Genomic DNA, 18,325 nt, shown 5'->3' on the forward strand with positions numbered 1-18,325 from the left:
TTCTGTGAATTTTCGGATCTCTGCAAAAAACCTCACCTCTTCTATTCTACTGCTACCGCCAGCAGCCAAGCACCTGCCGAATTCAGCCGGCCCCATACTGTCAGAGGCTTTTCGGTTTCGCAATTGTGTAAAAATTTGTCGGTTTCCGAGTCCAAAGTCACGAGTTGCCAAGTTTGACCGGCCGCAGATGCGGGGCTTGTCAGCGTTAGTGTCCAGTCTTGTTCGCCGAGGCGACGGAAAATGCCAGAAAATTGGCTGTGGGTATTTGCTGTTTGACTGCTTGGTTTTTCTACTGACTCCTGACATTCGCCGCTGGCGGGATATGCTTGGGGTCGATCGAGATAATAGCGTTGCCACTCCAGCCAGTCCGATCGATCCCGTGTCAAATTAAATAAAGGAATAACCGCCGCACTCGCCTCGGAATCTTGCAGCAAAGCTTCCTGCAAAACTCTCACCGGCAACTCCCGCGGCTGACATCCAGATTCCGCGCACAAAGCCGCCGCCATCCCCGCCGCCTGTCCAATATTCATTACCGTCGGTTGCAAGCGAGTTGCACCGTTAGCGATGTGAGATACGGAAATATTTTTTTCGCAGACTAGCAAACCGTCCGTACTCGCAGGAATTAGCGCGCTGTAAGGAATGGTAAACGGAGTTCCAGTCCAGCGGCCGCCCCAGCGGATCGATTTTGGCTGCAAGGGAATGTCGCCACTGGTGTAGTGGTGATCGTTGGCATAGTTCCCGATCGCAATTGTTTCACAAATGCCCTCAGAATTTATCGGCAACTTCGCGACTCTGCCACCGACAATAGGCAAAATATCTTGTTCTCTGATTGTTTGTACTCCCCGCAAGCGCCGACTTTCTCGGTAGTAAGGATGTAAGGCAAAGGAAGAAAGAAGGGAAGAATTTTGTTGATTGTCGATCGTTGAAAGGGGGAAAATATTCTGTGCAAGGCCGTAGCGGGGGCCGAGTTGCGTTTGAATGAAGCGGGCGAAACTTTGACTGTGCCAGAGACTTTCTTGGAGGAATTCTTGTCGAGATGCTTTAGATGCAATTAGTCGATCGACTCCTTCACCATAATCATTACCTCGAATCGGCCAATTAATCATCAACAATCCCCCCGGAAGCCTGCCGTAATTGAGAAATTGTTCGGGAGTGTAACCGTCCCAAGCACCGATAAATCGATCGAGATTCTCAACAGGCGGCGCGGGAATTTCTGGCGCCACCGCACCTTTACCAAAATCCTGCATAATTGCCACCCAAGTCGGAGCTTGCACCGAATAACGCTCTGTGAGAGCATTAGAGGCAGCCGGCGCGCTGGGTTCTCCCCACTCGGCTTGGAATTCCCAACCCCAGCGGTGCCCAACATCCGCTAAAGCCAGCAAATCTCCCAATTCCGTTGCATCCAAAGTGATTTTGGCCGAAACAGTAAAATCTGCAAACCGAACGCCAGAAATGCGAGATCTTTCCCGTAGCACATCATGAGCGATTTGTCCAGAAATCCACTGTAAGTTCGGCAAACATTTAACCCAATCAGCAAAAATTTCAGCACCGATGCGGGGATCGTAAGTAAAAAAACTTACCCAGCCCCAATCCAAACCTCCCGGCTGTCGCTGCTGGAGTTCCCGGAGAAACGCGCCCCACAAACCAGTTTGAAAAGCTGCTAATTCATTGCCATCGGGGGCAGAAACGCCAGCAGAAGTCAGCATTCCTCCCAGCCAGGGGAATTCACTTACTAAAATAGTTTTGGCCCCTCGGCGGGCTGCTTGCACGGCTGCGGCAGTGCCGCCAGTGCCGCCACCGACTACCAAAACATCTGCTTTTAAGACCGAAGACATGGGCAATACCATTTTAGATTTTAGATTTTAGATTTTAGATTGCAAGAGGCTCATTCATCATGTAAGGTGCGACCACAAGCACCCAGAGGATAGATGTTCGGCGTTGGCGCCCATTGAATGTAAGGGTACACAGGCGGCGCACCCTACAGATTTTAAAATTACCTCTTTCTCCTCTTCCCTCTACCTCTGCGTCCTCTGCGTCCTCTGCGGTAAAAAAAAAAATTAGTTATTGTGAAAGTCAGATCGCATCTCAAATCAAAAAGAATCAGAAAATGGGGAACCGGGACACTAAAGTCATACGTCGCGTAATTTCCCCACTACTCACTACTAACCAAGCAATTGAAAATGGAAAAAGGTTTTATTTTGTGGTTCACCGGGCTGAGCGGTTCCGGCAAGACAACTATCACCAAAGCTCTCGAACCTGAATTGAAGGCAAGAGGTTGCAAAGTGGAAATATTAGATGGAGATGTCGTTCGCACCAACTTGTCAAAAGGTTTGGGATTTAGCCAAGAAGACAGAGATACTAATATTCGGCGGATTGGATTTGTAGCTCACCTGCTGAGCCGCAATGGAGTAGCCGTAATGACCGCAGCTATTAGCCCCTACAGAGCAATTCGCGACGAAATTAGAGCAATGGAGCCCCATTTTGTTGAAGTATATATCACAGCGCCGTTAGAAGTGTGCGAAGGTCGCGATGTCAAGGGGTTATACGCTAAGGCGAGAGCAGGAGAAATTAAGGGTTTTACGGGAATTGACGATCCTTATGAAGAACCGCTTAATCCTGAGATTATTTGTTACACAGAGCGAGAAACTGTGGAAGAGAGTGTTAAAAAAGTTCTGACCAAGTTAGAACAGTTGGGTTACATTTGATGTTGGCGGGGTTGGATGAGGATAGGGGCAAAAAGCGATGGTGGTGAAAAGTTATTCGCACGGCGTGCAACTTGAGAAAAAAGCTCACCCTTGTGTTCCCTTCGCGGAGAGGGAGGGTGAAGAATTTCTCCCATTTCCTGCAAGAAGAGGGGCTCAGGGAGACATTTCCAGCAAAAGCTGCAAGCTAAGTTATTGGGCAAGCAATGCTGTCAAAAGTTTAATGATTCAAAGTTTAACAGTGTCAGTGCTGGCGGCGGTGGGTTCATCTCCTGCAGCGGCCCAGTTTATGCCTCCTCCTCCTCCTCCTGCGGATGCGGGTTCTCCTGTTCCTGTACCAGTACCCGCAGCGCCGGGATTTCCGGGATTTCCGGCAACTGAACCTTCAAGTGTACGATCGGAAGTTTACACTTTAGGCGCGGGCGATCGTATTCAAATGGACATCTTCAACGTCCCGGAATACAGCGGCCCCAACGGTCAACACCAAGTACAGGCCGACGGTTCCCTGAGTTTGCCGTTAATTGGCAGCGTTTCGGTGTACGGGATGACCCTAGAACAAGCTTCTAATGCTGTTAAAGACAAATACGGCAAATACCTCAAACGCCCTTGGATTACCCTGAAACTGCTGGCGCCGCGTCCTTTGCAAATTGCGATCGCGGGCGAAATCAACCGCCCCGGAGCCTATACAATATCCTCAGCAGCAGGCCCCGGAGGCACAGCAGAGCAAATGGGAACTCAAATGCCAACGATATCGCGGGCTCTGCGAATGGCAGGCGGAATTACCCAGTCAGCAGACGTGCGACAAATCAAAATCCGCCGCCCCCAGCGCAACGCACCGGAACAAATTATTAGTGTGGATTTGTGGGAATTATTGCAAAACGGCGATTTGCGGGCCGATATGACTTTGCGCGACGGCGATACTATATTTATTCCCACTGTAACTAGCCTCAACCGCCAAGAAGCACCGACTTTAGCAGTAGCTAACATTACCGGACAAAGCACTCAACCAATTAATATTGCTGTGGTGGGCGAAGTAACTCGCCCCGGTACTTATACTTTGACAAAAGAGGCTCAAAGTAGGGTACAAGAGAATGAAATGGGTGAAAATTCTGGTTTGTTTGCTGCCAGCGAAACCAACGGCGGGGAAAGTGTTTTGCAGCAAACTGTAACGAGGGCAATTAAAATGGCGGGCGGCATTACGCCGGTAGCTGATATCCGACAAATACAAGTTCGCCGCCTGACGCGGGCGGGTACAGAACAAATTATTAATGTCAATTTGTGGCAACTTTTGGAAGGGGGAGATGTATCCCAAGATTTAGCGCTACAACAGGGAGATACAGTAATCGTCCCCAAAGCCGAAAACCTCGATGAAACCCAAGACGAACAAGTTGCTAATTCTAATTTTTCACCGGATACGATTAGGGTGAACATTGTAGGAGAAGTCGTGAAACCGGGAACGATTGCGGTGGTGCCCAACACTACTTTAAATCAAGCGCTGGTAGCAGCGGGAGGTTTTAATAAAGCGCGGGCAGAAATGGATTCGGTGAATTTAATTCGCCTCAATCCTAACGGCACCGTTTCGCAGCTAACTGTTAAGGTGGATTTTTCTGCAACTGCCAATGAAGAAACTAATCCCAAACTGAAAAATAATGATGTAATTATGGTAAGGCGATCGGGTCGCGCTACGTTCTCGGATAATGTAGGAGGGACTCTCGCTCCTCTCAGCCCGCTGTTAGGAATATTTCGGTTGTTCGATATTTTTCGGTGATTTGAATAAACTGGCATTAAGACCTCAAAAACCCGATTTAGAGAAAATATTGCGGTTTGGTAATGCAATATCGAGGAATCAACCGATTTCCTGAAACTCCGCCACCAATACAGACGTTTAAACTAATAAGTTGTAGAAATCAAATGAAACCAGGGAAACAATCTCAAGTAGCACTGTTTAATCATAAAAAAGCCGCTGATTTGCAAAAAATGTCTTCTGGGCTTTATGGAGAAGATCAATTTTTAGGCAGCAACAAAACCGAGACAGAAGAGTTAACTTTTTGGGAAGTTTGCCGCAGTCGCTCCATCTTAGTAATCGGCGTAGCAGCGGCAGTGACTACCGGAGTTTTCGCCTGGACACTGAATCAAAAAAGCGAGTACGAAGGGCGCTTTCAATTATTAGTAGAACCAGCCGTTACGCAAAATACTTTAGCCAAAATTTACTCGGGTGAGCTGAAACTGCAACCAGCGGCGCCCGCGACGACAGAAAATGCTGGTTTTGACTACGAATCGCAAATTCAAGTTTTACAAAGCCCGCAAGTAATGGCGCCGATTGTTAAAGAGTTGCAGGCTAAGTATCCTGACATAAATTACAACTACCTCTTGAACCAAAAAGCAGATAATTTGCCGTTTTCTCAGGAAACTAGGTTGTCAATTAATCGATTCAAAAATACCAAGATTATCGAAGTTAGATATCGGGATTACGATCCGAAAAAAATTCAGTTTGTTTTGGAAAAAGTTGCGCTAGGCTACCGCAACTACAGCGTGCAAGATACCACAACTCAAATTAGTCAGACTCTGGATTTTGTAAAATCGAAAATTCCCAATCAGCAAAAACGCCAACAAGCTCTGCAAACAGAAATTCAAAAGTTGCGGCAGCAGTACAATTTCATCGACCCGCAAATTCAAACGCAACAACTCGCGCAGCAAATCAGTGAACTTCAAACGCAAAGATTGGAAGCGCAAACGCAGCTCAATCAGCAGAGATTGCTCTATTCCAATCTGCAAAATCAGCTTGGATTAAACCAGAAGCAAGCGCTGATGGCCTCGGCTCTGAGTCAAGCTCCCCGCTATCAAGGGATGCTGACTCAATTGCAGCAATTAGAAGGGCAAATTGCGATTAACTCGGCTACGTTTACAGACGAAACTCCGCAAATGCAATTGTTGCGAGAACAGCGCAAAAACCTGATTCCTTTATTGAAGAAAGAAGCCCAACAAGTTCTGGGAACTGATTTGGCTAAGGTAAATTCACAAGTGCTGGCTTTTCAAGATCCGGTGCGGATTAAGTTAATCGAGCAGTTTATCGGTACTGCTAATTTAATTCAGGTGCTGGGCGTGCGGAATCAAGTTTTGGAACAAGCTGCTAAGCAGTTGAATCAATACTCTCAAAAATTCCCGGTGATTTTGCGGCGCTATTCCGATTTGCAGCGCGAGTTGGACGTGACTAACAATACGCTGAATGGTTTGCTGGCAAAACAGCAAGCTTTGCAGCTTGAAGCTGTGGGCAAAAAAGAGGTGGCTTGGGAAGTTATTGCTAAGCCTGAAATTCCGCGTTACAAAAATGGCGAGTTGATGGCTGTTGCTCCGATTATGCCTTTGAATTTGGCTTTGGGGGGATTGGCTGGTATGCTGTTTGGTATGCTGGCGGCGCAGTTGGCGGAACGGTTTAAAAATAAAACGGTGTTCCAAACTCCAGAGGATGTTAAACAGTCGATTCGCCTGCCTTTGTTGGGGGTAATTCCTGCTAGCGATAAAATTTTGAGACTTCCTCCTGCTGAGACAAGCCCGGTGGATGTGGCAATTTCGCCGATGCCGACGGATGCTTTTCAGGAAGCTTTTCGATCGCTCAATGCGAATATTCGCTTACTAAACGTTGATACTCCGATCAATTCTTGTGTAATTACTTCTTGTCAAGTAGGTGATGGCAAGTCTACGGTAGCAGTCAATCTGGCGCGGGCGGCGGCTGCAATGGGGCAGCAAGTGCTGTTGGTGGATGGGGATTTACGGCGCCCGCAGGTACACGAAATGCTGGGTTTACCGAATTGGCAAGGCTTGCACAATGTGATTGCTGATGATCTGGATGTGCAACAGGTGATTGTGCGATCGCCCCGCGATGAAAATTTGTTTGTGTTAACTTCCGGCCCGGTTCCTTTCGATCCCACAAAGGTGCTTTCTTCCAAAAAAATGCAGCATTTAATGGCAGCTTTGTCAAGTCATTTTGATTTAGTTATTTACGATACTGCACCACTTTTGGGTTTGGCGGATGCGAATTTGTTGGCGGCTCACACTAACGGATTGATGCTGGTAGTGGGGCTGCATCAAACTGAGCGGGAGGCGCTGTTGTTGGCTTTTGAAGATTTGAAAATGGCGGGAATTCCGCTGTTGGGAATGGTGGCGAATAACGATAAAGGCAGCAGGTATTACTATCAGTCTTACGTGCAGGATTACGTTCAGGAACAGTCTGTTTGAGGGAGAGGAATTGAGAAATGTTTAGTGGAACAGGCCGTCGGGCCTGTTCTTGAGAATGCAAGGCGGGCGGGACACCCGATCAGATATTTATATTTCCTCCATCTTGCACCTTTAATTGTGAATCAAGCTGTCTGGGGCGGGCGGGACGCCCCAGAAGAACATTTAACTTTTGTGGAACAGAACAGGCCGTCTAGCGTGTTCTGGTGATTTGTGCGTGATTTCAGAAAGACAAATTTTCTTAAGATTTGCGATCGAGACTCTGAACTATAATAAAAAGTAGAGAAATTTAAACAAATCGCGGCACTTGCAACTTAGCAAAATCTGAAAGAAAACGTGGCTGGTAAATTCCTATTTTGTAATACCTTGATACAACTCCCTGCCTCGGCTCAAAACTAGCAGGGAGTTTTGTGTTTTTCACACAGGAGATGAAACAATGGCTATTGCTACTATCAACCCGGCAACGGGAGAAACGCTGAAAACTTTCGAGCCGATCGCGGATGAGGTAATCGAAGCTAAGCTGGAATTAGCACAGCAAGCTTTTAAAAAATACCGCCAACTGCCGTTTGAGCAGAGAGCTCTGTGGATGCAGAAAGCTGCAGACATCTTGGAGCGCGATCGCGAAATTTACGCTGAAATGATGACTCTGGAAATGGGTAAAACGCTCAAATCTGCGATCGGCGAAGTCGAAAAATGCGCCTTAGTTTGTCGCTATTACGCCAAAAATGCCGCTCAATTTATGGCAGACATACCGGCAACCACTGACGCTAGCAGCAGCTTTGTCCGCTACCAACCGCTAGGCGCTATTTTAGCCGTTATGCCGTGGAACTTCCCATTTTGGCAAGTTTTTCGGTTTGCGGCGCCGGCGCTGATGGCGGGCAATGTCGGCTTGCTTAAACACGCTTCCAACGTGCCTCAGTGCGCTTTGAAAATCGAAGAAATTTTCAGGGAAGCTGGCTTTCCCGAAGGCGTTTTTCAAACTTTGTTAGTGGGCGCCGACAAAGTAGCCAATATCGTTGCGGACGATCGTATAAAAGCAGCAACCCTCACCGGTAGCGAACCAGCGGGTGAAAGTTTGGCAGCAAATGCGGGCAAAAATTTGAAAAAAGTAGTGCTGGAATTGGGAGGAAGCGACCCATTTATTGTGATGTCGAGCGCCGATGTAGCAGCAGCTTTATCAACTGCTGTGACATCCCGGATGCTCAATAACGGTCAATCTTGCATCGCCGCCAAACGCTTTATTTTAGCAGAAGAGATAGCCGACGAATTCATCACAGGATTTGTCGAAAAATTCGAGCAATTAAAAGTAGGCGATCCGATGTTGCCAGAAACCGATATCGGCCCTTTAGCTACTCCCGCCATCCTCAAAGACTTGGACAATCAAGTGCAAAATTGCATCCAATCGGGAGCAAAAATTCTGACAGGTGGCCGCCCATTGTCAGAGAAAGCCGGCAATTTCTACTTGCCAACTATTCTGACAGATATTCCGCCGAATGCCTCTGCCCGTCAAGAAGAATTTTTCGGGCCCGTAGCTTTAGTATTCCGGGTTGCAGGCATCGAGGAGGCGATCGAACTCGCAAATAGCACATCTTTTGGCTTGGGTGCGTCAGCTTGGACTACAGTAAACTCAGAGAGCGATCGATTTATTTCCGAACTAGAGGCGGGCGCGGTATTCATCAACGGTTTAGTAAAATCCGACCCTAGATTGCCCTTCGGCGGTATCAAACGCTCCGGTTACGGACGCGAATTGAGCATCCAAGGAATGCACGAATTTGTTAACATAAAAACAGTGTGGGTGAAATAAGCTCCCACTCTCTCAACCGATCGCACAAATCTACATAAGTCTGCGTTTATCTGCGTTTATCTGCGGTTAAAAATTCCCATTTAGTATTTTTGCGATCGGTTGAAAAAGACAAAAAAACCATTAACCGAGGAGAGAAACGGAAATGAACACAGCTCAACTATTGGTAAAATGTTTAGAAAATGAAGGCGTCGAATACGTCTTTGGACTTCCCGGAGAAGAAAATTTAGAAGTTCTAGAAGCCCTGAGAAACTCTTCAATTAAATTTATTACTACTCGCCACGAACAAGGCGCCGCATTCATGGCAGACGTTTACGGTCGTCTCACCGGCAAAGCCGGCGTTTGCTTGTCCACCTTGGGCCCTGGGGCAACTAACTTAATGACAGGAGTTGCTGACGCCAACTTAGACGGCGCTCCTTTAATAGCAATTACCGGACAAGTCGGCACAGACAGAATGCACATAGAATCGCACCAATATTTAGATTTGGTCGCCATGTTTGCGCCAGTTACTAAGTGGAATGCTCAAATTGTTCGCCCCAGCACGACGGCAGAAATTGTCCGCAAAGCTTTTAAAGTAGCTCAAAGTGAAAAGCCGGGAGCAGTTCACATTGACTTACCTGAAAACATCGCAGCCATGCCTGCTGAAGGAGATCCGCTCACCAAAGACAACCGCGAAAAAACTTTTGGCGCTTACCAAAGCTTGAATAAAGCCGCTGTGGCAATTTCCAAGGCAAAAAGTCCTCTGCTTTTAGTAGGAAACGGTGCGATCCGCGCTAACGCCAGCGATGCTTTGACACAATTTGCTACTCGATTGAATATCCCTGTAGCTAATACTTTCATGGGCAAAGGTGTGATTCCTTACACTCATCCTTTGGCACTGTGGACGACGGGCTTGCAAAAACGCGATTACATTAGCTGTGCTTTTGAAGAAACGGATTTAGTGATTGCTGTTGGCTACGATTTGATTGAATATTCCCCGAAAAAGTGGAATCCTGAAGGAAAAATTCCGATTATTCATATTGGAGCTCTGCCAGCAGAAATTGACAGCAGTTATATTCCTCTTATAGAAGTTGTGGGGGATATTTCTGATTCTCTCAATGAAATTTTGCAGCGTGCCGATCGCATGGAGAAAGTAGACCCTTTTGCTAAGCAATTGCGGGCGGATATTCGGGCTGGGTACGAACAATATGCAGCCGACGACGGTTTCCCGATCAAGCCACAAAAACTCATTTACGATTTGCGGCAAATCCTGGACCCGGAAGATATTCTTATATCTGATGTCGGAGCTCACAAAATGTGGATCGCGCGGCACTATCATTGCGATCGCCCGAATACCTGTTTGATTTCCAACGGCTTTGCGGCGATGGGAATTGCGATTCCGGGTGCGGTAGCTGCAAAACTCGTTTATCCCGATCGCAAAGTAGTAGCCGCCACCGGCGACGGTGGTTTTATGATGAATTGCCAAGAGTTAGAAACTGCTTTGCGAGTCGGTACTAATTTTGTGACGCTGATATTTAATGACGGCGGTTACGGGTTAATTGAATGGAAGCAGCAAGATTATTTTGGTCATTCCGATTTCGTCAAATTTGGCAATCCCGATTTTGTGAAATTTGCGGAAAGTATGGGTTTAAAAGGCTATCGAGTGGAATCTGCAACAGATTTTATTCCGATTCTGAAAGAAGCCCTTGCTCAAGATGTCCCTTGCGTGATTGACTGTCCGGTAGACTATCGGGAAAATGCGCGTTTCAGTCAATTATCTGGGGATATGAGTTGCAATTTGTAAGAGTAGCTAGAGCCTCGGCTTCTTTAATAAGTCGGGGTTCTAATAATGGACATTATTCGAGATAGAGTTTTGTAGCTTGTTTAAGATTGGCGATCGCTTCTTCTATGGTTTCGCCTGGGTCAACCGTGCTGACTTCAGGACATTCGGCAATGTACATATCTTCTTCTTGGTAAATGATGCCTGTGAAGCTTGGATTTTTCCTTATAATTTTCGCTTCCATTTAGATAGGGCTCAAGCTAGCATCCGGGCGTGAGCAATTTCTCTATCACCTATGAGACGGACTTGGGAGCTAAAGAGTGAAATAATAGCTAATGTTTTCCCCGTCAAGGTAACAAATTCTACTTCATATCCTACCCCACCTTGATGTACTAAAACAACAGTGCCAATATCGCCTTGGCTTAATTTTTTTTCTGGGATATCAATTGTTAAAACAATGCTGTCAAGTTCTTGAATCATTTTATTTTTTAATCTGGTGGATAGGCACTTACTAGCCTGGGAGTGTCGCCTCCGGTTTCAATAAACCAAACAGAACGCACAAAGGGTTTTCTGCCATCTGCTGCTAGCATTTCTTCTTCAATAACGTACCGACTGCCAAAAGGAGATTCTTCAATTTTAGCTAATTCATGGTCGGCGGCATGACGCAGCAAGGCCGTTGCCATGATTTCCCAAGCATCAACTGAAAAGCCAAACCGTAAAAAAAATTTTGCTTTGCTTTTCCCGTCGCGGTGGGTGAGTGAGAGCAGATATTCGGTAATTTTCTTTTCAGGAACGACTGCTCTTTCATAATTGGGCAGTTTCAAGCACTCTTTCCAAAGCTTACTCTTGTATATTAACCAGAGTGGAGGCGATCGGTCAAGCAGGGGCGATTACCTACGGGATAGCTGCGCCTCGCGTGCTTTTTGACAAGTTGGGATGTAAGGGCGATCGCTATTACGTCAGTCATTATTCCGCACTGTTTGCTAGAATTATTTAAGTCAGCTATAAGGACGGCTATGACTGAAGCTATCTCAACAAAAAATGAATATCAAATAACTGTGAGTTCTCCAGTTTGGCAAAGAGTTGAGCAAATTGCCGCAGAATTTAACTTGTCAGTTTCGGAACTATTGGAACAGATAGGCAAAAATCAACTCAAAGTTGTTGCGGTTCCCGGTAATTCAGTAAAAGTGAGTGAGCAAGATATTGCAAATGCTTTTATTTGGTTAGCCGCCCAAACTAATGTAGCAATCAACGCCTACAAGCTACAAAAACTTATATATTACGCTCAAGCTTGGTATTTAGGAGTTTACGGAAAGCCACTATTTGATGCAGATTTTCAAGCAGGGATTCACGGGCCGGTTATTCCTGATTTATTAGAAAAGTATCAACGCCAATTTAGTTGGGAACGCATTACAGAGAAAATCGAACAACCGAAAATTCCCCAAAAAGTTGGGCAATTTATCGAAGAAGTTGCGGAGGCATATTTTGAGTATGATGATGAAACTTTGGAACGAATGATTTGCAGTGAAATGCCTTGGCTGGAAGCGAGAGGAGATTTGCCGAGAGACGAATCTTGTCATGGGATTATTTCTCACGAATCGATGAAGAAATATTATTCGGGCCGTTTCTTCTCTAAATAATATAAGGGCGATTCCCTACGGGATAGCTGCGCCGCGCGTGCTTTTTGACAATTTGGGATGTAAGGGCGATCGCACTTTTTCAGCTTCAAGTATTCGGATTAGCTGTTACCTGCGTGATGTACGGGATAATCAGGTCAAAATCCTTACGGATTTCTGCCAGTTGTTTTACCTAAGTATGAGAAGCATAAATCACTTCCTCTTACTTCGGGCGATCGGTTGCAATTTGCTTCTCAATCTCTCCGTAGAGTTTTATTTTAACTTGTCGGATTTGATATGATGCGTTTTTTCAGTCAATTCAGACCTAGTTGAGTTTTTGGCTACTTAAACTAATATTTAAGGACACTAACTAAGAAAGAGCCTATTTTTTGATTGTTTAGCGACACGCCACACTTCTCTCTAAAATATCATCACTTCAAACCCAATAATAAGGCGATTCCGCCGATCGCACCAACTACCCCCACAACAGCCCGAAGGCTCACTTTTTCGCCCGCCAGCACCGCTAAAGGCAGTATAAATAGGGGACTGGTAGAACTGAGTGCTTGAGCGATTGCTGCGGGTGCATATTTCAGCGAAGTCTGTTGCAGAAAAATTCCGAGATAGGTTCCTAAAAAAGCTGCTATAATTATTGCACCTAATAGTTTTGGCGCTTTTAATTGTTTGAAACTATCAAGATTTTTTGGGTTCAAAAAGCATAGCATAACTGCCATGCCGCCGCTCAAACGCAAAGCCGCAGTCCACAGGGGATCAATATCTATTTGAGTGAAGGCGGCGCGGGATAAAATAGCTCCAGCGGCGTGGGATGTTTGTCCTAATAAACTAATGGCTAATCCTTGCCAAAGATGTTTTGATGGTAAGGTTGTTTCGGCTGTTCGTTCTGCAATTACCCACGCTACGCCGCAGATTGTTAAAAGAATGCCAGTACAAGCAATGGGCGATAACTTTTCTTGCAAAAATATTAAGCCCAATAAAGCTGTTAAAGGGGGAGATAGGGTTTCTAAAAGCAGCGTTCGCCTCGCGCCTAAATATTTTAATACGATAAAGAAAGCGGTGTCTCCGATGCCAATTCCTAGGGCGCCGCCGATCAGCAGCATTGCTAAAATATTAGGGTTGATTGCGGGTAAGGGTTTACCTAAAATTAGTACAGTGGCAAGGAGCATGAAAAGGGCGATCGCGCCTTTGAGCAAGTTTAGCACCACTGCGGGGATTTGCTGTCCCACTCGCTGCCAGATGGTGGAAGATAGAGCCCAGACAAATGCAGCGCCTAAAGCGGCGATTTCACCCATAAAATTTGTTGACTGTTGACTGTTGACTGTTGACTGTTGACTGACTAACGACTAACGACTAATGACTAATGACTAATGACTGTTGTTACCGATGCCCGATGCCCGATGCCCGATGCCCAATGCCCGATACCCAATATAAATTAGGGTTCCAGACTTATCATCTGGAACCCTAAATTTATTAAGCTTCTTTAGTAGTGGGCGGGGAGAGAATCGAACTCTCATACCTTTCGGTGTCAGATTTTGAGTCTGATGCGTCTACCAATTTCGCCACCCGCCCTTTTTCGTTTCACCATCATAACACACCGATCGATTTCCTGCAAGCAAAGATTCATAATCTTTTGAACTTGCCCAGCGATCGATCTCTCTGGCGCGCAATACTGGTACAGGATGGGACAACTGAGCCGTTTGAGCTTGTTTGAGCATTTCTCCCAGTTGAGTGCTGCTGAGGTCATCGTAGGCCCGCGCCTGCGCCAAAAACGCATCGACATTCAGTTTGGGAGCTAAAGTCGGCGAACCTCCGGCCAGTTTCATCAACAGCGATGCTACCACTCTTGGGTCTTGAGTGGCGAGCAAGGCGGCGCGATCGCACGTAAATTCCGCACACCGCAACCATTCCAACATTTGCGCCTGCAAACCCTGGGCGAGCACGGCTCCCACCGGCGAAATTTGGCCGGCGGCCAACACAATTAAATTAGCCAGAGTCAGGTAAACTCCGTGTTCGCACTTCAAATGCCCCAACTCGTGAGCAATTACTGCCTTAACTTCCTCATCTGTGAGCAAATCAATCAGAGAAGTGTGCATCACCACAAAAGGCTGTTTTCCCCGCATCGCGAAGGTGTAAGCATTCGGCATCGGATGCTGGCGGACATAAAGCTGCGGCGGTTCCAAATCCAGAGTTTTGCAGGCATCCAACAACAATTGATGCAGGTGGGGCAATTGATTTTCCCCGACTTGGACGCTGGAAGCCAGATTTTCCAGCATGAAAAACTGTTCGCCCAGTTGTCCCAGCAACTGCCGCACCATCAAATCCAGGCCGGGCAGTTGTTTGAGAGTGCTGGTAGCTTCCAAGTCTAGGGGGTGGCGAAACTGGTCTGCTTTCAAACCGATGAGCGGTATGTTCGACATTTTAATCCTGAGTCATTAGTCATTAGTCATTAGTCATTGGTCATTGGTCATTAGTCATTGGTCATTGGGAATTGGGAATTGAGAATTGGGAACTGGGAATTGGGAATTTTCTTCCTTCTTCCTTCTTCCTGACATCCGTTACATCCGCTACAGAATCCGTTGCCGAACTTCCTTTTTCCTTCTTCCTAATGACTAATGACTGCTGACTAATGACTAATGACTAATTAACAGTTTAAACCCGATCGCACGGGATTGACAGGAGCCTCAGCAGTCGCCGGGTCTGTACCCTCTTTCACGCGTCGCAAATTCGCGCCCAATTTTTGCAGTTTCACCTCTAACTGCTCGTAGCCGCGGTCTAAATGCTGCAAGCTGCTGATGGTGGTGACACCATCGGCTGCAAGTCCCGCTAACACTAACGCCGCCGAAGCCCGCAAATCTGTTGCCACTACCGGCGCACCCGACAGCCGCGACACTCCGCGCACAATCGCGACATTGCCTTTAAGGCGAATGTCGGCGCCCATGCGGTTGAGTTCTGCTACGTGGCGCAAGCGATTCTCAAACACGGTTTCTTTGATCAAGCTGTCGCCCTCGCTCAGCGTCAGCAAAGCCATAAACTGAGCTTGCATATCTGTGGGGAAACCAGGGTAAGGCAGAGTTTCGATGTCTGTGGCCGAGTGAGTTTGGCCGGGAACTATCCGCAAAATGTCGGGGGATTCTGCAATAATTTTCGCCCCAATTGTCTGCAATTTGGCAATGACTGCGGTCAGGTGGTCGGGAATTACCGGCGACAAACTGATTTCGGAGTGAGTGATGGCTCCGGCTACTAAAAATGTTCCGGCTTCAATGCGATCGGGAATAATTGGATAGTCTACCGCGTGCAGCTTGGGAACTCCCGAAATGACGATCGTATTCGTGCCAGCGCCTTGAATTTTTGCTCCCATGGCGCAGCAGAAATTCGCCAAATCTGCGACTTCCGGCTCTTGAGCCGCATTTTCAATCACGGTTTCTCCTTGGGCCAGAGTCGCCGCCATCATCAAAGTTTCAGTTGCGCCAACGCTGGGGTAGTCCAAATAAATTTTGGCTCCTTTCAGGCGGCGGTTCGGCCCTTTGACGTAAGCGTGAACGGTGCCGTGGTCGATGTGGACTTCGGCACCGAGGGCTTGCAAACCGCGAACGTGGAGTTCAACGGGTCGGGCACCGATGGCGCACCCACCGGGCAAGGGTACTTTGGCAAATCCCAAACGCGCTAGCAGTGGGCCGATAATAAAGAAGCTCGCCCGCAGTTGGCTGACTAATTCGTAGGGGGCTTGAGCGTCTATGAGGTTGCTGGCGTTGATGTCTAAAACGTCCCCGTGCTGCTGTAATTTGACTCCTACAGCCGAGAGAATTTGCCCCATGCGGGCGACATCGACTAGACCGGGAACGTTGCGGAGACGGCAATCCTCTGGGCATAGCAGGGCTCCTGCCATGACGACTAAGGCCGAGTTTTTGGCGCCGCTGATTTTGACGTGTCCTTTAAGGGGCTGGCGACCCCAAATTTGTAATACTTGTTGGTCGCTTTCAGGTGAAGCTGGCAGGTTAGATGAGTTCTGAGCTGGTGTAATGGGTTTGCCCTCCATAATTCGCTTCGTTACTTTATACATTATTAATTTTGGTTCGATTTTACCGGAAAGTTTTTATATGTCTAGGGGTAACATTAGGGATTCTCGGCATTATATTTGCCAAGCTTCAGTCTGGGTAAGGCTTTCAGGTTTAATCGCATAAATAATGTCGATCGAGTCTCATGAAATTATCTGTATCAAAATTTACGTTCATTTGTAGCGGTCGCTCGGATCACAGATGTTATAGCTTTGTCAACGATCTTTTGAAGTAAAAGCCGGCTGGGTTGTTGACAAAGGTGTAAGATATCTGTTCGATCGACAATGCTAGAAAGTTAACACATTGTCGATCGCCCCATTGCCTGTGCTAACCTGTGACAACAACCTAGAGTAAAACTTAAGTGCCAAATACTTTGCTAAACTTATTCACAGTTAATCACCGAGAGGAAGTTTCATGTTTGCTGTCAAGCGGGCGCTAAAATTAAATAACAAGGAAGCGACGTTGATGGCAAAACACGCAGGATTCCGGCGCGTAGTTTTCAATTTTGGGTTGAGCCTGCGAACTCAAATGTACAGTGAGGGGAAATTTACCGACTCGAAGGTACTCAACGAAGTCAAGAAGGTTCTCACCAATCACGTCAAGAAAACGTCTGAATTTGCTTGGATGAACCAGTTGTCTAGCCGAGTTTATCAAAACGCTTTGATTGACTTAAAAGATGCTTTTAGTCGATATCGTTCGGGGAAAGCAGGTCATCCGAAGTTCGCCAGCCGGCGAGACGGTCAATCTTTTACGGTTGATTCATCTAACGGTAAACTTTTGTTAGTCGCTGGTAGCACTATCAAGATTCCTACGTTGGGAACTTTTCGACTTTTTGAGCCGTTAGAATGTGGTTTTATTTCTCAAACTTTTACGGTTTCAAAAGAAGGTAATCGCTGGTTTGTTTCCTTTTGTGTGGATGCAGAGCGCCTGCCCGGTGGGCAGTCTGAAGGTTCTGTAGGAATTGATGTCGGCATCAAGTATGCGGCCACGCTATCAACCCAACAGAGTTTTGATGCACCAAAGCCGCTAAAGCAAGCGAAAACCAAGCTTGCTACTTTACAGCGCCAAGCATCTAAACAGGTAAAAGGCTCTCGAAATCAGCGCAAAACCTACAACAAAATTAGTCAGATCCATGCACGAGTCGCTCGTATTCGCTTAGACTTCCTTCACAAGTTAACAACTTACCTAGCTAAAACTTTCAAGCTAATTAAGATTGAGAACTTGAATGTTCAAGGAATGATGGCGAATCATAAGTTAGCTGGAGCAATATCTGACCTGGGATTTTACGAATTCAAACGTCAGCTCGACTACAAATGCCTTATGTATGGAGCTAGTTTAGTGCTAGTAGACCAGTGGTTCCCTAGTACGAAAACTTGCTCAAATTGTGGCACAAAAAAAGATATGCCACTAAGCGTTCGGACTTTTGACTGTCCTACTTGTGGCATATCTTTGGAGCGGGATTTTAACGCAAGTTTGAATATTTTAAATTGGGAACCCTCGGCTTGAGGGGAATAGCCTACTTATCTTGGGATTAGCCGTCTACCCAACAGCGTAGGAAGTGAAATCGAATTGTGTCTAAAAATGAGTTTAGACAAGTTTAGATAAGTTTCACGAAGCAGCCAAAGCTACTCCTAGCATATGGTTCACATTAAACGGATCGAACTGACTAACTTTAAATCTTTTGGCGGCACGACGGCCATTCCCGTGCTGCCCGGTTTTACTGTGGTTTCCGGGCCCAACGGTTCTGGGAAGTCCAACATCCTCGACGCTTTGCTGTTTTGTCTCGGACTTTCGAGTTCTAAGGGAATGCGGGCTGAACGTTTGCCGGATTTGGTGAACAGCGCCCAAAACAAACGCGGTACGATCGAAGCTAGCGTGACTGCGACTTTTGCGTTGGAAGATGTGGGGGACGAATGGTTCGCCCAGGATGAAGATGAGGAGGAAAATGCAGCAGATGAGTTATCTGTTGAAGCAGAGGAAGTCGAAGGGATAGAAATTGCCGAAACTCAAGACAACAACGGCCAATCATCTGCCAATCGAAAATCCAAAATCCAAAATCCAAAATCGGATGAGTTATCTGTTGAAGCAGAGGAAGTCGAAGGGATAGAAATTGCCGAAACTCAAGACAACAACGGCCAATCATC

15 protein-coding genes and 1 tRNA gene are annotated in these 18,325 nt (G+C 46.7%); 8 read left to right on the forward strand and 8 right to left on the reverse strand.

Annotated elements, in window-relative coordinates; genetic code table 11:
• Positions 1–41: 41 nt before the first annotated feature.
• Positions 42–1,835, reverse strand: a complete 1,794-nt coding sequence (locus QT984_RS17175; protein ID WP_333053384.1) for an FAD-dependent oxidoreductase — start codon at positions 1,833–1,835, stop codon at positions 42–44.
• 345 nt (positions 1,836–2,180) lie between these two features.
• On the opposite strand from QT984_RS17175, the gene cysC reads away from it, so the two are divergent.
• The 5 genes from cysC (at position 2,181) to QT984_RS17200 (ending at position 10,519) form a co-directional block, all read left to right on the forward strand.
• The gene (gene cysC, locus QT984_RS17180; protein WP_333053383.1) at positions 2,181–2,705 is read left to right on the forward strand and encodes an adenylyl-sulfate kinase; all 525 of its coding nucleotides are present in this window, start codon (positions 2,181–2,183) and stop codon (positions 2,703–2,705) included.
• A 37-nt stretch (positions 2,706–2,742) separates the two neighbouring features.
• Positions 2,743–4,470 (forward strand): SLBB domain-containing protein, encoded by a 1,728-nt coding sequence (locus tag QT984_RS17185; RefSeq protein WP_333053382.1) that lies wholly within the window; start codon positions 2,743–2,745, stop codon positions 4,468–4,470.
• A 143-nt stretch (positions 4,471–4,613) separates the two neighbouring features.
• Complete coding sequence (locus QT984_RS17190; protein ID WP_333210362.1) at positions 4,614–6,938, forward strand: polysaccharide biosynthesis tyrosine autokinase; 2,325 nt, start codon at positions 4,614–4,616, stop codon at positions 6,936–6,938.
• A gap of 433 nt (positions 6,939–7,371) precedes the next feature.
• Positions 7,372–8,739 (forward strand): NAD-dependent succinate-semialdehyde dehydrogenase, encoded by a 1,368-nt coding sequence (locus tag QT984_RS17195; RefSeq protein WP_333260228.1) that lies wholly within the window; start codon positions 7,372–7,374, stop codon positions 8,737–8,739.
• 142 nt (positions 8,740–8,881) lie between these two features.
• Complete coding sequence (locus QT984_RS17200; protein ID WP_333053376.1) at positions 8,882–10,519, forward strand: acetolactate synthase large subunit; 1,638 nt, start codon at positions 8,882–8,884, stop codon at positions 10,517–10,519.
• Positions 10,520–10,571: 52 nt separating this feature from the next.
• On the opposite strand, the gene QT984_RS17205 is transcribed toward QT984_RS17200, so the two are convergent.
• The 3 genes from QT984_RS17205 to QT984_RS17215 are packed head-to-tail and all read right to left on the reverse strand — an operon-like array spanning position 10,572 to position 11,319.
• Positions 10,572–10,739 (reverse strand): type II toxin-antitoxin system HicB family antitoxin, encoded by a 168-nt coding sequence (locus QT984_RS17205; protein ID WP_333053375.1) that lies wholly within the window; start codon positions 10,737–10,739, stop codon positions 10,572–10,574.
• A gap of 11 nt (positions 10,740–10,750) precedes the next feature.
• Positions 10,751–10,975 (reverse strand): DUF4926 domain-containing protein, encoded by a 225-nt coding sequence (locus QT984_RS17210; RefSeq protein ID WP_333053374.1) that lies wholly within the window; start codon positions 10,973–10,975, stop codon positions 10,751–10,753.
• Positions 10,976–10,983: 8 nt separating this feature from the next.
• A complete protein-coding gene (locus QT984_RS17215) occupies positions 10,984–11,319 on the reverse strand; it encodes a DUF6883 domain-containing protein (RefSeq protein WP_333053373.1) in 336 nt (111 codons plus the stop codon).
• A 192-nt stretch (positions 11,320–11,511) separates the two neighbouring features.
• On the opposite strand from QT984_RS17215, the gene QT984_RS17220 reads away from it, so the two are divergent.
• Complete coding sequence (locus QT984_RS17220; RefSeq protein WP_333053372.1) at positions 11,512–12,135, forward strand: type II toxin-antitoxin system antitoxin SocA domain-containing protein; 624 nt, start codon at positions 11,512–11,514, stop codon at positions 12,133–12,135.
• Between the two features lie 407 nt (positions 12,136–12,542).
• Here the strand turns inward: QT984_RS17220 and QT984_RS17225 are convergent, their stop codons facing one another.
• The 4 genes from QT984_RS17225 to murA all read right to left on the reverse strand — a co-directional run bounded on the left by QT984_RS17225 (position 12,543) and on the right by murA (position 16,186).
• Complete coding sequence (locus QT984_RS17225; protein ID WP_333053371.1) at positions 12,543–13,418, reverse strand: DMT family transporter; 876 nt, start codon at positions 13,416–13,418, stop codon at positions 12,543–12,545.
• A gap of 195 nt (positions 13,419–13,613) precedes the next feature.
• A tRNA-Leu gene (locus QT984_RS17230) sits at positions 13,614–13,695 on the reverse strand.
• On the reverse strand, positions 13,674–14,543 hold the full coding sequence (locus QT984_RS17235) for a M48 family metallopeptidase (RefSeq protein WP_333210367.1): 870 nt from the start codon (positions 14,541–14,543) through the stop codon (positions 13,674–13,676). Before QT984_RS17235 ends, QT984_RS17230 begins: the two co-directional genes overlap by 22 nt.
• Before the next feature lie 224 nt (positions 14,544–14,767).
• Complete coding sequence (murA, locus tag QT984_RS17240; RefSeq protein WP_333053368.1) at positions 14,768–16,186, reverse strand: UDP-N-acetylglucosamine 1-carboxyvinyltransferase; 1,419 nt, start codon at positions 16,184–16,186, stop codon at positions 14,768–14,770.
• A gap of 409 nt (positions 16,187–16,595) precedes the next feature.
• On the opposite strand from murA, the gene QT984_RS17245 reads away from it, so the two are divergent.
• Together QT984_RS17245 and QT984_RS17250 are read left to right on the forward strand one after the other, a co-directional pair.
• Complete coding sequence (locus tag QT984_RS17245; protein ID WP_333053367.1) at positions 16,596–17,687, forward strand: RNA-guided endonuclease TnpB family protein; 1,092 nt, start codon at positions 16,596–16,598, stop codon at positions 17,685–17,687.
• A gap of 132 nt (positions 17,688–17,819) precedes the next feature.
• Positions 17,820–18,325: AAA family ATPase (locus QT984_RS17250; RefSeq protein WP_333240709.1), on the forward strand; the 506-nt coding region annotated here is incomplete at its 3' end.

This window comes from Microcoleus sp. Z1_B2, from assembly GCF_036700325.1.
In the GTDB taxonomy this organism is placed as follows: domain Bacteria; phylum Cyanobacteriota; class Cyanobacteriia; order Cyanobacteriales; family Microcoleaceae; genus Microcoleus.